Raw genomic sequence first — 15,012 nt, 5'->3', positions numbered from 1 at the left:
CCCAGGTAAAGAACGATCAGGTGACGTTGCGGGCCGCCGAGGCCCAGGTGTTGCAGGCGGCGGGAGTGCCCCGGTTGAAGCCCCGGGTCATCCACGCGGCCTGCGTCGGCCCCTTGCCGTGGTCGTTCTGCGGCCAGCCCTTCGCGCCGTTCTTGCGGAACCAGTCCACGGTGTACGACCAGTCCGCGTCCGTCACCAGCGAGGTGCCCTTCATCGTGCTCATGAAGATCGCCGAGAAGCACTCGGCCTGGAGCTCGGACCGGCGCGACAGCAGCAGCCGGCCGGCCTTGCCCGCGCTCGACCGCGCCGTCCAGTAGTAGCTCCAGATGCCGGAGATCTGCTGCACGTGGTGGCCGTACTCGTGGGCGATCAGCCGGGTGATGCCGAGCGGGAACGGATTGCGGAGCTGGTCGCGGCTGATCATCAGGTACATGGTGCGGTCGGTGGAGCAGTAGACCCCGTCCGCGCCGGCGTTCCAGGCCCCGCACGGCGTGCGCACCTTGCCGGTGATGATGCGCAGCTTCGGCTTGCTGAAGGGCATGTCCGCCTTGGCGAACTGGGCGGCCCACGCCTTGTTCAGGCACGCCGTCACCCGCAGCAGGAAGCGCCGGTAGGCCGTCATGCTGCCGGCGGGCAGCTCTCCCGGCGAGCAGTTCACGTCCGTCAGCCGGCCGGTCCGATACAGCGGGCTGTCCGTGGCGAGGCGCCTGCCGGGCAGCGGCACCTTCTTGGTCTCGGCGCCGTTGACGGGAGGGGAGACGATCTGCTGCGCCTCGTTCACGGGCCTGGCCGAGGTCGTGGCGGAGTCGGCGAGTACGAACACCAGACCGGCCGCGGCGAGCACCAGCGCCAGCAGGGCAGCAACGATCGCCACGATCTTGCCAGTTTGTGCGGAGTTCATAGGTACCGAAAGACTAGGTCAAGATCGGACATATGTGGGTGGAATTGACTCGATGGAGTCAGTGAGGCCTCGGCGAACTAGACTCAGGGCGTCGGCTGACAAAAGCAGAGGGGAGTCGAATCCGTGAGCGGGTTGCTGGGTTCGATCGCAGGACCGCAAGACGTCAAACGGCTCGCCGCCGAGGAGCTGCCGCGGCTCGCGGGGGAGATCCGTGACCTGCTGGTCGACTCGTGCGCCCGGTTCGGCGGCCACCTCGGCCCCAACCTCGGCGTGGTGGAGCTCACCATCGCGCTGCACCGCGTGTTCGACTCCCCGCGCGACCCCATCATCTGGGACACCGGCCACCAGTCCTACGTGCACAAGGTGCTCACCGGCAGGGCCGGCGGCTTCGACGCGCTCAAGCAGGAGGGCGGCCTGTCCGGCTATCCGAGCCAGGCCGAGTCCGAGCACGACTTCGTCGAGAACTCCCACGCCTCCACCGCGCTGTCCTACGCCGACGGCCTGGCCAAGGCGTTCAAGCTGCGCGGCGAGCGCGACCGCACGGCGGTCGCGGTGATCGGCGACGGCGCGCTGACCGGCGGCATGGCCTGGGAGGCGCTCAACAACATCGCCGCCGTCAAAGACCTGCCGGTCGTCATCGTGGTCAACGACAACGGCCGCTCCTACTCCCCGACGATCGGCGGCCTCGCCTCCCACCTGTCCTCGCTGCGGGTCAACCGCCGCTACGAGGACTTCCTCGGCTACGTCAAGGACAAGATCGGGAACGTTCCCGTGCTCTACGACGCCCTGCACGGCGTGAAGAAGGGCGTCAAGGACGTCCTCGCGCCGCAGGCCATGTTCGAGGACCTCGGGCTCAAATACGTCGGTCCCATCGACGGCCACGACGAGCAGGCCATGGAGGCGGCCCTGCGCAAGGCGCGCGGCTTCCGCGGGCCGGTCATCGTGCACGCGCTCACCCAGAAGGGCCGCGGCTACAGCCCCGCCGAGAACCACGACGAGGACCAGTTCCACTCCCCGGGCGCCTTCGACCGGGCCACCGGCGCGGAGAAGCCCAAGGGCCGCATCTGGACCAACGTCTTCAGCGAGGAGCTGGTCCGGCTCGGCAAAGAGCGCGAGGACCTCGTCGCCATCACCGCCGCGATGCTCCACCCGACCGGCCTCAACGCCTTCGCCGAGCACTTCCCCGAGCGCATCTACGACGTCGGCATCGCCGAGCAGCACGCGCTGACCAGCGCCGCCGGGCTCGCCCTCGGCGGCCTGCACCCGGTCGTGGCCGTCTACGCCACGTTCCTCAACCGGGCCTTCGACCAGCTCCTCATGGACGTCGCGCTGCACCGCCTGCCGGTCACCGTCGTGCTCGACCGGGCGGGCGTCACCGGCGACGACGGCGCCAGCCACAACGGCATGTGGGACCTGTCCATCCTCCAGGTCGTGCCCGGCCTGCGCGTCGCGGTGCCGCGCGACGGCGACCGCCTGGCCGAGCTGCTGCGCGAGGCCGTCGAGGTCACCGAGGGCCCCACCGTGCTGCGCTTCCCCAAGGGCCCGGTGGCCGAGCCCGTCGAGGCGGTCGGCAAGCTCGGCGAGATGGACGTGCTGCTGACCCCGGCGGCCGAGCCCGACGTGCTGCTGGTCGGCGTGGGCCCGATGGCCCAGGTCTGCCTCGACGCCGCCAGGCTGCTCGACGCGCAGGGCATCGCGGCCACCGTCGTGGACCCGCGCTGGGTCAAGCCGCTGGACGAGGCGCTGGCGCCGGCCGCCGCCGTGCACAAGCTGGTCGCCGTCGTCGAGGACAACGGCCGCGTGGGGGGCGTGGGCGACGCCGTGGCCCGCCTGCTGCGCGACGCCGACGTCGATGTGCCCGTACGCACCTTCGGCATCCCGCAGGAGTTCCTCGACCACGCCAAGCGGGCGGCGATCCTCGGCCGCGTCGGCCTGACCGGCCAGGATCTCGCCCGCCGGATCACCGAGGCCGTCGCGAGGCGGACCTCTTCCGCAGCGGAGGCCGTCCGCCCCTGACCTTTTGGCCGCCGCTGCACGCACCACGCGAGGGAATGACCGCCTAGGGTGTGGGAAGGATCAACGGCCGTGAACATCTTTCGCACGAAGAGCGTCGAGCAGTCGATCCGCGACACCGAGGATCCGGAGCATCAGCTGCGCAAGCGCCTGACCGCGCTGGATCTCACGGTCTTCGGCATCGGTGTGATCATCGGTACCGGGATCTTCGTGCTCACGGGTCAGGTGGCCAAGGACACGGCGGGGCCGGCGGTGGCGCTGTCGTTCGTCGTGGCGGGCGTGGTGTGCGGCCTGGCGGCCCTCTGCTACGCCGAGTTCGCCTCCACGATCCCGGTCGCCGGGTCGGCCTACACCTTCGCCTTCGCCACCCTCGGCGAGTTCCCCGCGTGGGTGATCGGCTGGGACCTGATCCTGGAGCTGGCGCTGGCCGCGGCGGTGGTGGCGGTCGGCTGGTCGGGCTACTTCGCGTCGATGCTGGAGTCCATCGGCCTCCCGCTGCCGGCCGCGATCGCCGGCGACACCGCCGTGGTCAACCTGCCGGCGGTGATCATCGTCGCGATCCTCACGGCGGTGCTGGTGGCCGGGATCAAGCTGTCGTCCCGGGTCAACCTCATCCTGGTGATCACCAAGGTCGCCGTGGTGCTGGTGGTGATCGTGGCGGGGCTGTTCTTCGTCAAGGCGGCCAACTACACGCCGTTCATCCCCGAGGCGGTGAGCACGGCGCGCGTGGAGGGCGTGAAGGCGCCGCTGTTCCAGGTGCTGTTCGGGATCACGCCGGTGGCCTTCGGGGTGCTCGGCATCTTCTCGGCGGCGGCGATCGTGTTCTTCGCCTTCATCGGCTTCGACGTCGTGGCGACGGCCGCCGAGGAGACCATCACGCCGCAGCGGGACGTGCCGCGCGGCATCTTCGGCTCGCTGGCCATCTGCACGGTCCTCTACGTCGCCGTCTCCCTCGTGGTCGTCGGCATGCAGAACTACACCCAGCTGAGCACCGCGGCGCCGCTCTCCGACGCCTTCATCTCCGTCGGCCAGGACTGGCTGGCCACCATCATCAGCCTGGGCGCGCTGGCCGGTCTCACCACCGTCGTCCTGGTGCTGCTGCTGGGCCAGACGCGGGTGCTGTTCGCGATGTCGCGCGACGGGCTGGTGCCGCGCTCGCTGGCCCGGGTGCACCCCCGCTTCGGCACGCCCGCCAGGCTGACGCTCGTCATCGGCGTGGTGACGATGGCGCTGGCCGGGTTCGTCTCGTTCGGTGAGCTGGCCGAGCTGGTCAACATCGGCACGCTGTTCGCGTTCGTGGTGGTCTCGATCGGCGTGGTGGTGCTCCGGCGCACCCGTCCCGACCTGCCGCGGTCCTTCCGCGTCCCGCTGGTGCCGCTGCTGCCGATCCTGTCCGTGCTGGCCTGCCTCTACCTGATGCTCAACCTGCCGGTGGAGACCTGGCTGCGGTTCGTCATCTGGATGGCGCTCGGCGTGCTCGTCTACTTCGGCTACAGCTACCGGCACAGCAGGACCGGAGGCGCGGGCACCCGCCGCTGAGACGCGAAGAGGGGCGGACCGAGCCCAGTCCGCCCCTCCCGCCCACAGGTCAGGACAGCAGCGCCCCGCCCGCGGCCTTCATCACGCAGGCGTTGCGGTAGCCCTTGCTCCACTCCACCGGCTTGCCGTTCCAGGTGCCCTTGATGACCACCGCGTACGGCTGGACCTCAGCGCCGCAGGTGTTGCTCTTCGGGACGTGCATCGTGCTGAGGTCGCCCTTGTACTTGCGCAGCACGTCGCAGGCCGCCTTGGCGTGCGGGTGCGTGCCGCCGTCGGGGTTGCAGCGAAGGGTGACCCCTCTGGTGGGGGAGCCCTTCACCGCGACGGCGATCTTGAGCTTGCCCTTGGCGGGGCGGGGCGCCTGTGCGAGGGCGGGGGACGCGCACGCCAGGAACGCCGCGCACAGGGCCATCGTGCCGATTGCTCGCTTCATGATTACTCTCCGTTCGTCGTGCGGGACGTAACGCTACGGCGGCGAAGGTCATGAAATGCGGAGGCCCGGACCGGGCCTCCGTAAAGAACGTCGGCAGAATCAGGCCGGTACGGAGGCCACACCGGGAGAAAGGAAGCGCGGCTGGGCGATGCCGGTCCTGTCCAGATAAGGCGTGATGCCACCCAGATGGAACGGCCAGCCCGCGCCGAGGATCATGCACAGGTCGATGTCCTGCGGCGCGGCCACCACGCCCTCGTCGAGCATGATCCGGATCTCCCCGGCGAGCGCCTTGAGCACCCGCTCACGGACCTCCTCGGCCGTGGAGGGCCGGTCGCCGCCCGCGAAGAAGGCCACCGCCTCCGGGTCGATGGTGAAGTCCGGCAGGTAGACGCCCGGCTTGCCGGCGGCCACGAGCTTGGCCAGGTTCGCCGAGACGCCGAAGCGGTCGGGGAAGGCCTCGTGCAGCGTCTCGGCCACGTGCAGGCCGACGGCCGGGCCGACGAGCTGCAGCAGCGCGAACGGCGTCATCGGCAGCCCGAGCCCGTCCAGCGCGTGCTCGGCGACCTCCAGCGGGGTGCCCTCGTCCACGGCGGCGACGACCTCGCCCATGAAGCAGGTCAGCAGCCGGTTGACCACGAACGCCGGGGCGTCCTTGACCAGCACGGACGACTTCTTCAGCGTCCTGCCGACGGCGAAGGCCGTGGCGAGCGTGGCGTCGTCGGTCGCGGCGCCCCTGATGATCTCCAGCAGCGGCATGACCGCGACCGGGTTGAAGAAGTGGAAGCCGACCAGCCGCTCCGGGTGCGCGAGATCGGCGCCCATCTCGGTCAGCGACAGCGAGGAGGTGTTGGTGGCGAGCACGCACTCGGCCGGCACCACGGCCTCGACCTCGGCGAACACCTGCTTCTTGACCGCCAGGTCCTCGAAGACGGCCTCGATGACGAAGTCGGCGTCGGCGAAGGCGTCCTTGGTCAGCGAGCCGGTGACCAGCGACTTCAGCCGGTTGGCCTGGTCGGCGGAGATGCGGCCCTTGGCCAGCAGCTTGTCGGCCTCGGCGTGGACGTAGCCGACGCCCTTGTCGAGCCGGGCCTGGTCGAGGTCGGTGAGGACGACCGGCACCTCCAGACGGCGGGCGAACAGCAGCGCCATCTGCGAGGCCATCAGCCCCGCGCCCACCACGCCGACCTTGGTGACCTTGCGGGCCAGCGCCTTGTCCGGCGCGCCCGCCGGCCGCTTGGCGCGGCGCTGCACCAGGTCGAACGCGTAGAGCCCGGCCCGTAGCTCGTCGCCCGTCAGCAGGTCGGCCAGCGCCTCGTCCTCGGCGGCGAAGCCCTCGTCCCGCGAGGCGGTCTCGGCCTTCGCGATGAGGTCGAGCGCCCGGTAGGGGGCGGGGGAGGCGCCGCGCAGCTTCATGTCCACGAGGAAGCGCGCGTCGGCGACCGCCTTCTCCCCGCCGTCGTGGGCGGCGCGCTCGACCGTCACCTCGCCCTTGAGCACCCGGGACGCCCAGCGCAGCGACTCCTCCAGGAAGTCGGCCGGCTCGAACATGGCGTCGGCGATCCCGAGCGCGAAGGCGTCGGCGCCCTTCGTCACGCGGTTCTGGGCGAGCGGATTCTCGATGATCAGCTTGATCGCGGCGGCCGGGCCGACGAGGCGCGGCAGGAGCTGCGTGCCGCCCCAGCCCGGCACCAGGCCGAGGAAGCACTCCGGCAGCGCCACGGCGGGCACGCCGGAGGAGATCGTCCGGTACGTGCAGTGCAGCGCGATCTCCAGGCCGCCGCCCATGGCCGCGCCGTTGACGAACGCGAACGACGGGACGTCCAGCTCGCCCAGCCGCCGGAAGACGTGGTGGCCGAGCGCGCCGATCGCGAGGGCCTCCTCGCGGGTGCGCAGCGCCGCCGCGCCCTTGAGGTCGGCGCCGACGGCGAAGATGAACGGCTTGCCGGTCACGCCGACGGCCGCGAGGTCGGTGCGCCCGGCGATCTCCGTCAGCACCTCGTCCAGCGCGAACAGGCCGAGCGGGCCGAAGGTGTTGGGCTTGGTGTGGTCGAAGCCGTTGTCCAGGGTGATCAGCGCCATCGTGCCCGCGCCACCGGGCAGCTGCACGTCGCGGACCAGCGCCTTGGTGACGACCTCGTCGGGGTTGCGCTCGCCCAGCAGCGCCCGCCAGTTCTCGATCGTGCTCATGCCAGGTTCTCCCAGATCACAGTGCCGCCCATGCCCATGCCGACGCACATGGTGGTGATGCCGTAGCGCACGTCGGGACGCTCGCCGAACTGCCGGGCGAGCTGCGTCATCAGCCGCACGCCCGAGGAGGCGAGCGGGTGGCCGTAGGCGATCGCGCCGCCGTACGGGTTGACGCGGGGGTCGTCGTCGGCGATGCCGAAGTGGTCGAGGAAGGCCAGGACCTGCACGGCGAACGCCTCGTTGATCTCGAACAGCCCGATGTCGGAGATGTCGAGCCCGGCCAGGCGCAGCGCCCGCTCCGTGGACGGGATCGGGCCGACGCCCATCACCTCGGGGTCCACGCCCGCGAACGCGTACGACACCAGCCGCATCCGCGGCCCGAGCCCCAGCTCCTCGGCCACCTCGCGGGCCGCCACGACGCAGCCGGTGGCGCCGTCGTTGATGCCGGAGGAGTTGCCCGCCGTGACGTGCCCGTGCGGCCGGAACGGCGTCTTGAGCGCGCTCAGGCCCTCCATGGTGGTGCCGGGGCGCGGCGCCTCGTCCTCGACGGCGAGCCCCCAGCCCTTTTCCGCGGTCCTGATGGCCGTGGGGACGAGATCGGGCTGGATCCGGCCGTCGGCGTACGCCTTGGCCGCCTTCTCCTGCGACAGCACCGCGTACGCGTCCGCGCGCTCCTTGCTGATCGCCGGGTAGCGGTCGTGCAGGTTCTCGGCGGTCATGCCCATGACGAGCGCGCTCGGGTCGACCAGCTTCTCCGACAGGAAGCGCGGGTTGGGGTCGACGCCCTCGCCCATCGGGTGGCGGCCCATGTGCTCGACGCCGCCCGCGATCGCCACGTCGTACGCGCCGAACGCGATGCCGCCCGCGACCGTGGTGACGGCGGTCATCGCGCCCGCGCACATGCGGTCGATGGCGTAGCCGGGAACGGTCTTCGGCAGCCCGGCCAGGACCGCGGCCGAGCGGCCGATGGTCAGGCCCTGGTCGCCGATCTGGGTGGTCGCGGCGATGGCGACCTCGTCCACGCGCTCGGGCGGAAGGTTGGGGTTGCGCCGCATGAGCTCGCGGATGACCCGGACGACCAGGTCGTCCGCACGGGTCTCCGCGTACAGCCCCTTCGGCCCTGACCGGCCGAAAGGCGTGCGCACGCCGTCGACGAACACGACGTCACGAGAGGAAGGCACGGATTCGCTCCTCGTTCTGGATGGGATTCCGTGCCTATGCTACTCGTCAGTAACTACTCCGCAGACGAGGGCGGCCGTGAGCAGCGTGTAGACCCATCCCGTCGCCGGCTCCCAGAGATGGGCGCGGGCCCCGACCAGGGCGGCGACCGCCAGGGTCGCGCCGGTCCAGAGCGCCGCGCCCGTCCGCGGACGCGCGCCGGGGCCCGGGTCCCACGGGTCGCCAGGTGACCCTCCCGGGCGCGGGGCGCGCGCCGGCATCCCCGTGGAGTCACGTGCCCACCACAGGAGGAACGACACCCCCGCGGCCAGGCCGATCATCACCGACGCCTCGACCGTCCAGGTCAGCACGGTCGCCGCGGATTCGTACCCGGCCCGGCGCAGCAGTTGCGGCAGGCTGCCGCCCAGCAGCAGCGTGACCGCCCAGCCGGCGGCGACGGCCAGCCGGGTGAGCGGCCTGGCCCGGCCCGAGCGGGACACGGCGTACAGCTCGCGCTCCCTGCGGCGGACCCGGCGGGCGCGCAGGCCCCACATGCATTGGGTGACCCCGAGCGCGGGCAGGGCGGCGGCGAAGATCGCCAGGGAGACCACGGCGAGCGCCGGCGCGTGCTCCCGCCCGGACCGGTCGGCGAGCACCTGGGCGGCGGCCAGCAAAGCCAGGGAGGCGACGAGCGCGATGCAGGCGCGGTGGCGGGCGGCCCGGGCCCCGGCCCGCAGCGCGGCAAGCTCCGTGGCCCCGGGAGGCGGCGGTATCTCGGTCAGCAGCATGAACGCCATGATGACGGCAGTGCGCGCGACCTCGCGGGAGTACGCGCGGTTCGGATGGAGCCCTTGCCTGCCGCTGGACGAAGGTGAGCAAGGAGTGGCGGGCGGGCCATAGCCTGCGGGGCCCGCGGAGGGCGAACTGTCGTGAGGGGGCCGGCGTCACGGGGCCTTCGGGGGCCGTGGAGGGTCAAGAAGCGGAGATTTGTCGTCGTGGCTGCTTGTTTGTGACTAAGCTGCGCGATCATGGCGCAAGGGATGGACCGTGTGAGAGCAAGACCTGGCAATACGGTTGCGGGTTCCCAAGTCGCCCCGGGTTCGCGGCGGTCACGGAACGACGAGCCGCGCCCCCGGCGCAAGTCCCTCACGCCGCTGGGGTGGGTGAGCGTGGGGCTGACCGGGGTGCTGGTGGCGGGGACGCTGGGCGGCTACGGCTACTACCGCAGCATTCTCGCGGGCCTCGAGCAGGAGGACATCGTGGTCGACGCGACCCGGCCTCCCGAGACCGGCGCGCTCAACGTGCTGCTCGTCGGCTCCGACTCGCGCGAGGGCGACAACAAGAAGTACGGCCCCAAGTCGCAGGGCCTGGGCGAGCGCACCGACACGATCATGCTGCTGCACATCTCCCCCAACCGGGACAAGGCCACCATGATCAGCTTCCCGCGCGACTCGATGGTGCAGGTGCCCCAGTGCACGGGCCACAACGGCACCGTGATCGGGCCCGGCATCCGGCAGATCAACGCCGCCTTCAACGACGGCGGCATCAACTGCACGATCAAGACGCTGGAGTCGCTCACCAACATCAAGATCAACCACTTCGTGAAGGTCGACTTCACCGGCTTCAAGGGCATCATCGACGCGCTCGGCGGCATCGAGATCTGCCTGCCCAAGCCGGTCAACGACCCCAAGGCGAAGCTGGTGCTCGGCGCGGGCAAGCACGTGGTGAGCGGCGAGCAGGCCCTCGGGTACGTACGCACCCGCTACGCGCTCGGCGACGGCAGCGACCTCAGCCGCATCCAGCGCCAGCAGGTCTTCCTCACCAAGGTGCTGGCCAAGGTCACCGACGGCGGCCTGCTCACCAACCCGATCAAGCTCAACGACTTCCTCCACTCGGCCGCGGCCGCCGTCACCGTGGACAGCGGGCTGACGCCGGACCGGATGCTGGAGATCGCCAACAGCGTCAAGGGGCTGACGGCCAAGGAGCTCAAGGGCATCACGGTGCCGGTGGAGGCGTACCCGCAGGACAAGAACCGGGTGCAGTTCAGCGAGCCGGCCGCGCGCAACTTCTTCGAGGCCGTGCGCAACGACGTCGAGGTCACCGCCACCCCCACGCCCGGCAAGGCGGCCACGCCGAAGATCGAGCACGGCCAGGTGCGGGTGCAGGTGCTCAACGGCACCGGCGAGCAGGGCAAGGCCCTGCAGGTGGCCGAGGAGCTGGCCGCGCAGGGGTTCGCGGTCATCCAGGTCGGCAACGCGCCCACGACCCCGACCACCTCCATCCGCTACGCCAAGAAGGACGCCCAGGACGGGCCGGCGTACGCCGACGCGGTGGCCGCCCGGCTGTCGAAGGACAAGCGGACGCCGGTGGCGGGCAAGGTCGCGCCGGTGAAGACCGACGTCTACCAGTCGAAGGTGCCTGCGCCGAAGGGCGGGCCGGTCGTGCAGCTCGTCATCGGGGCCGACTGGCCGGGGGTGCGGGTGTTGTCGGCGATCCCTGACTCGCTCAAGGACAAGGTCGTCGACGTCAACACCAACCCCTGCAAGTAGGGCGGGTCCGCGTCCCTTCCGTGCTGCACGGGAGCGACGCATGTTACTTAGAGTGATTTTAGCGAAACAGGTGGAATTTCCGGACAAGTCGGGTTCGACTCTGCTAAGAAAGGGCGCGGTCACAATACGTACTTAGAGAGGTTCCATCGTGGTGCGCGACGAGAACGACAGGCCATACGAGGACGGCCAGGGGAGGCCGGTCAACCCGGACCTGACGGGCGACGTGCTGTCCCCACGGTGGAGCACGGACGACACCGACGAGCAGCCCGCCATCCAGGTCTCGCCCGCCGGCGAGACCTACATCCTGCCGCCCGAGACCGGCCGCGACGTGCTCGACGACCTCCCGCAGGACACCCTCTCCTCCGCCGGTCAGGGGCAGGGCGGCGAGCCCGCGTACCTGCCGCTCGACCGCGCCTACGACGGCCCGTCCGACGACGACCGGCCCGCGAGCGCGTACGACGGCGACGTTCGCGAGGGCAACGTCCACGACGAGGGCTCGTACGGCAACGGCTCCTATGACGAGAGCGCGTACGACGAGGGCTCGCGCGACAGCGGCCCCCACGAGACCCGCGCCTACGACGGCGCCGGCTCCTACGACGCCGGCTCCTACGACGGCGACTCCTACAACGGCGGCTCCTACGACGAGCGGCCCCGGCGCGGCTTCCTCGGCTCCGGCTGGACCGACGACTCCGAGGACGCCGGCCGCTCCGGCCGCTCCGAGCGTGAGGGGCGTGAGGGGCGCGGCCGTACCCGGATGCTGGTGCTGGCCGCCGCCGCGGTGGTGGTGGTCGGCGTGGGGGCGGGCTTCGCGCTCACCGGAGGCTCCGACGACCCGTGCGCCGACGGCCGGTGCGCGAGCGCGGGCCAGGTGAGCACGCCCCTCGACTCCGCCGCCGCCGACGACGAGGCCGAGGAGGAGACCGCCGAGCCCGCCGAGGAGGAGACCACCGAGCCGGCCGAGACCCCGACGGCGGACGCGTCCCCGACCACCACGCAGGCACGGCCGACCCGCGAGCCGGCAGCCCGGCCCACGGCCACCCGGAGCGAGGAGCCGGAGGCGCGGCCGAGCGCGCGCCCGTCCCGTTCGCAGGAGCCCGAGATGCGGGACACCGACGAGCAGGCCGGGACGGTCCGCGACTCGCAGACGGAGCAGCAGCAGCGTACGCAGTCCGAGCAGCGCACGGAGGCGGAGGAGAAGCCGACCGAGGAGCCTGCCACCCAGGAGCCCGCGCCCACGCCGGCCCAGGAGGAGCGTAAGGGCCTGTTCGACTACCTCTTCCCCTGGGCCTGAGCCTCCGGTCAGGGAAACGGCCCCGGCCGTGGTGTCGCCCAGGGCCGGAGCCGTGCGAGGATGCGGATCACGGTGCTGTTCGGGCACAATGGAAACCGCTTTCCTAGGGGGAGGTCTCGTGGTCACGCTTGAGGACGTCGCCAAGCAGGCGGGCGTCTCGCTGGCGACCGCCTCGCGGGTGCTCAACGGCAGCACCCGCCAGGTGGGCGCGGCCCTGCGGGCCCGCGTCGAGCAGGCCGCCGACGAGCTGGGCTACCGCGCCAACATCGCGGCCCAGACGCTGGCCAGGGGAGCAGGGAACGTCATCGGCATCGTCGTGCACGACCTGACCGACCCCTACTTCGCCGCCCTCGCCGACGGCGCGATGCGGGCCGCGGCCACCCAGGGCCTGCTGGTCATGGTGGGCACCACGCACCGCGACCCCGAGCAGGAGATCGCCTACGTCGCCACGCTGAGCGCCCAGCGCGTCCGCGCGGTGCTGCTGGTCGGCTCCCGCGTGGCCGACGCCCAGGTCACCGGGCGGCTCCGCGACGAGCTGGCCCGCTACCGGGCGGGCGGCGGCCGGGCCGCCTGCGTCGGCCAGGACCTCCTCGGCGTCGACACCGTCGCGCCGGCCAACCGCGCGGGCGCGGCGGAGCTGGCGCGGGCGCTCGCCGGGCTCGGTCACACCCGCTTCGCGGTGCTGGCCGGGCCGCCGCACCTGGTGACGGCGGCCGACCGGTGCGCGGGCTTCGCCGGGGCGCTGGAGGAGCTGGGGCTGCCCGCGCCGCAGATCGTCCCCGGGCCGTTCGACCGCGACGGCGGGCACGAGGCCGCGCGGCGCGTCGATCCGGACGTCACGTGCGTGTTCGCGGTCAACGACGTCATGGCCGTGGGGGCGCTGGCCGCCTACCGCGAGGCCGGGGTGCGGGTGCCTGAGGACGTGTCGGTGGCCGGGTTCGACGACATCGTCACGCTGCGTGATCACGTTCCCGCGCTGACGACCGTACGCCTGCCGCTCAAGGACATGGGGGCGCGGGCGCTGGAGCTGGCGCTCGCCGAGGACGTCGCCCCGGTGGTCGAGCAGGTCGCCGGCGAGGTCGTGCTGCGCGAGAGCGTACGGAGGCTCGGTTGACGCGGGGCGAGCGGGAGGCCCTGGTGAGGACGCTGTGAGGCTGGCGGTCAGCACGCTGGGCATGCCCGGCGAAGGTCTCGGCCGGGCCGTGGAGCTCGCGGCGCGGCACGGGTGCGAGGGGCTGGAGCTGCGCCTGCATCCGGACACCGGGGTGCACGCCGGGCTGGACGCGGCGGAGCGGCGGGCGGTGCGGTCGAGGGTGGCGGACGCGGGCCTGGAGATCGCCGCCCTGGCGGGATATGTCAGGATCTGCGAGCCGGGGCCGGACGAGCCGGTCACCGATGCCCTCCTCGCCGATCTGCGCCTGGCCGCCGACCTGGGCGCGCCCGGGGTCCGGGTGTTCCCGCGCGGCGCGGACCCGGCGATCGGCGCGCGCCGGCTGAGGGCGGTCGCCGAGAGCGCCGCGGGGCTCGGCGTCCGGGTGCTGGTCGAGACGCACGACGCGATGGCGACCGGCGCGGCCGTGGCCGGGCTGCTCGACGCGGCCGATCGCCCCGGCGTCACGGGCGCGATCTGGGATCTGCTGCACCCCTGGCGGCACGGCGAGCCGCCGGCCGAGTCGCTGGCCGCGCTCGGGCCGCACCTCGCGTACGTGCAGATCAAGGACGCGGTCTCGGCCGAGGACACCACGCCGGTCCCCCTGGGGACGGGCTCGGTGCCGCTGGAGGAGGCGGGCGCCCTGCTGCGTGCGGCCGGCTACACCGGCTGGGTGTCGCTGGAGTGGGAGCGGACGTGGTATCCGCACGTCGCGCCGGTCGAGGAGATCCTGCCGGGCGCGGCGGCCTGGGTGCGCCGCTTCGCGGGGTGAACCGACCGGATTGTGCCGCTTAGATAGCGGTATGTCCGCATCTAACTTGGCAAGATCCAACACGGCGAGGAACAAGGTCCTCGTGGTCGGCATGGACGGGCTCCGCTTCGACCTGCTCGCCGCCTCGGGCGCGCCGGTCCTGACCGCGCTGATGTCCGCCGGCGCGTACGGCACCAGCATGCTCCCCTACGGCGAGGCCGGCGCGCCGCACACCGAGTCGATCGGCGAGGTCGTGCCGAAGAGCCCCGAGCCGGGCGACGACGGCAGCGCCGCGGCCCGGGCGATCCGCTCGCGTACCGACTCGGGCCCCGGCTGGTCGTCCATCGCGACCGGGGTGTGGCCCGACAAGCACGGCGTCGTGGACAACGCCTTCACCGACCCCCGATTCCTGAAATTTCCGGACTTCCTGACGCGGGCGAAGAATGCCCGCCCCGACCTGGTGACCTCGGCGTTCTTCTCCTGGGCCGCGCTCGCCGAGCACGGAGCCTTCGGCCCGGCCATCGACCACCGCTTCGTCCTGGACGGCTACACCTGCGAGGGCGGCTGGAGCGCGGCCGACGAGCGGGTGACCGCCGAGGCGGAGCGCCACCTCGGCGAGGACGACCCTGACGCGGTCTTCGTCTACCTCGGCGACACCGACGAGGTCGCCCACGAGCTCGGCCCCCACTGCCCCGAGTACGCCGCCGCGCTCCGGACCCAGGACGCGTACCTGGGCCGCCTGCTGGACGCCGTACGCGCCCGGCCGGCGTACCGGGAGGAGCGCTGGACCGTCCTCGTCACCACCGACCACGGCCACGTGGACGAGGGCGGCCACGGCGGCGTCTCGGACGAGGAGCGCACGGTCTTCGTCATCGCCCACCACCTCGGCCGGGACCTCGGCGGGCGGCGGCTCGCCGCTCCGCGCCTGGTGGACGTGGGCCCGACGGCCCTGGCCGCGCTGGGCGTGCCGATCGAGCCGGCCTGGGACCTGGACGGCGCGCCCCTGGAGCCGTGATCGATTTTCATCGGGTGTTGAATTT

The 15,012-nt window shown here is 72.0% G+C and carries 12 protein-coding genes; 7 read left to right on the top strand and 5 right to left on the bottom strand.

What is annotated here, in order from left to right; all coding sequences use genetic code 11:
• Positions 1 to 16: 16 nt before the first annotated feature.
• Positions 17 to 874, bottom strand: a complete 858-nt coding sequence (locus ABD292_RS27835; protein WP_344212303.1) for a neutral zinc metallopeptidase — start codon at positions 872 to 874, stop codon at positions 17 to 19.
• Between the two features lie 159 nt (positions 875 to 1,033).
• On the opposite strand from ABD292_RS27835, the gene dxs reads away from it, so the two are divergent.
• A complete protein-coding gene (gene dxs, locus ABD292_RS27830) occupies positions 1,034 to 2,917 on the top strand; it encodes a 1-deoxy-D-xylulose-5-phosphate synthase (RefSeq protein ID WP_344212817.1) in 1,884 nt (627 codons plus the stop codon).
• Positions 2,918 to 2,986: 69 nt separating this feature from the next.
• Positions 2,987 to 4,453, top strand: a complete 1,467-nt coding sequence (locus ABD292_RS27825; RefSeq protein WP_344212301.1) for an amino acid permease — start codon at positions 2,987 to 2,989, stop codon at positions 4,451 to 4,453.
• A 49-nt stretch (positions 4,454 to 4,502) separates the two neighbouring features.
• Here ABD292_RS27825 and ABD292_RS27820 read toward each other — a convergent pair whose 3' ends face one another.
• The 4 genes from ABD292_RS27820 to ABD292_RS27805 all read right to left on the bottom strand — a co-directional run bounded on the left by ABD292_RS27820 (position 4,503) and on the right by ABD292_RS27805 (position 9,019).
• On the bottom strand, positions 4,503 to 4,886 hold the full coding sequence (locus ABD292_RS27820; protein WP_344212299.1) for an SSI family serine proteinase inhibitor: 384 nt from the start codon (positions 4,884 to 4,886) through the stop codon (positions 4,503 to 4,505).
• A 99-nt stretch (positions 4,887 to 4,985) separates the two neighbouring features.
• A complete protein-coding gene (locus ABD292_RS27815) occupies positions 4,986 to 7,073 on the bottom strand; it encodes a 3-hydroxyacyl-CoA dehydrogenase NAD-binding domain-containing protein (RefSeq protein WP_344212297.1) in 2,088 nt (695 codons plus the stop codon).
• Positions 7,070 to 8,233: a thiolase family protein gene (locus ABD292_RS27810; RefSeq protein WP_218155836.1), complete on the bottom strand. Its 1,164-nt coding sequence runs from the start codon at positions 8,231 to 8,233 to the stop codon at positions 7,070 to 7,072. The genes ABD292_RS27815 and ABD292_RS27810 overlap by 4 nt, the downstream gene beginning before the upstream one ends.
• A gap of 60 nt (positions 8,234 to 8,293) precedes the next feature.
• Positions 8,294 to 9,019 carry a hypothetical protein gene (locus tag ABD292_RS27805; RefSeq protein WP_344212295.1) on the bottom strand — a complete coding sequence of 242 codons (726 nt, stop codon included), beginning with the start codon at positions 9,017 to 9,019 and terminating at the stop codon, positions 8,294 to 8,296.
• A 375-nt stretch (positions 9,020 to 9,394) separates the two neighbouring features.
• Between ABD292_RS27805 and ABD292_RS27800 the strand changes: the two genes are divergently transcribed.
• From ABD292_RS27800 to ABD292_RS27780, 5 genes are all read left to right on the top strand, one after another.
• Positions 9,395 to 10,780 (top strand): LCP family protein, encoded by a 1,386-nt coding sequence (locus ABD292_RS27800; RefSeq protein WP_344212293.1) that lies wholly within the window; start codon positions 9,395 to 9,397, stop codon positions 10,778 to 10,780.
• A gap of 148 nt (positions 10,781 to 10,928) precedes the next feature.
• Positions 10,929 to 12,071: a hypothetical protein gene (locus tag ABD292_RS27795; protein ID WP_344212291.1), complete on the top strand. Its 1,143-nt coding sequence runs from the start codon at positions 10,929 to 10,931 to the stop codon at positions 12,069 to 12,071.
• A gap of 118 nt (positions 12,072 to 12,189) precedes the next feature.
• The gene (locus ABD292_RS27790) at positions 12,190 to 13,185 is read left to right on the top strand and encodes a LacI family DNA-binding transcriptional regulator (RefSeq protein WP_344212289.1); all 996 of its coding nucleotides are present in this window, start codon (positions 12,190 to 12,192) and stop codon (positions 13,183 to 13,185) included.
• 34 nt (positions 13,186 to 13,219) lie between these two features.
• The gene (locus ABD292_RS27785; RefSeq protein WP_344212287.1) at positions 13,220 to 13,993 is read left to right on the top strand and encodes a sugar phosphate isomerase/epimerase family protein; all 774 of its coding nucleotides are present in this window, start codon (positions 13,220 to 13,222) and stop codon (positions 13,991 to 13,993) included.
• A gap of 46 nt (positions 13,994 to 14,039) precedes the next feature.
• Positions 14,040 to 14,987, top strand: coding sequence for an alkaline phosphatase family protein (locus tag ABD292_RS27780; RefSeq protein ID WP_344212285.1), 948 nt, complete (start codon positions 14,040 to 14,042; stop codon positions 14,985 to 14,987).
• The last annotated feature ends 25 nt before the right edge of the window (positions 14,988 to 15,012 follow it).

This window comes from Nonomuraea bangladeshensis (assembly GCF_039529455.1).
Lineage (GTDB): Bacteria > Actinomycetota > Actinomycetes > Streptosporangiales > Streptosporangiaceae > Nonomuraea > Nonomuraea bangladeshensis.
The sequence above is the reverse complement of the archived record's forward strand: the minus strand, read 5'-3'. Positions and strand labels throughout refer to the sequence as shown.

Bases quoted from the DNA above. Each gene is read 5' to 3' on its own strand.
- ABD292_RS27805 (WP_344212295.1), bottom strand. From the start codon at position 9,019: ATGCTGCTGACCGAGATACCGCCGCCTCCCGGGGCCACGGAGCTTGCC.
- ABD292_RS27820 (WP_344212299.1), bottom strand. From the start codon at position 4,886: ATGAAGCGAGCAATCGGCACGATGGCCCTGTGCGCGGCGTTCCTGGCG.
- ABD292_RS27815 (WP_344212297.1), bottom strand. From the start codon at position 7,073: ATGAGCACGATCGAGAACTGGCGGGCGCTGCTGGGCGAGCGCAACCCC.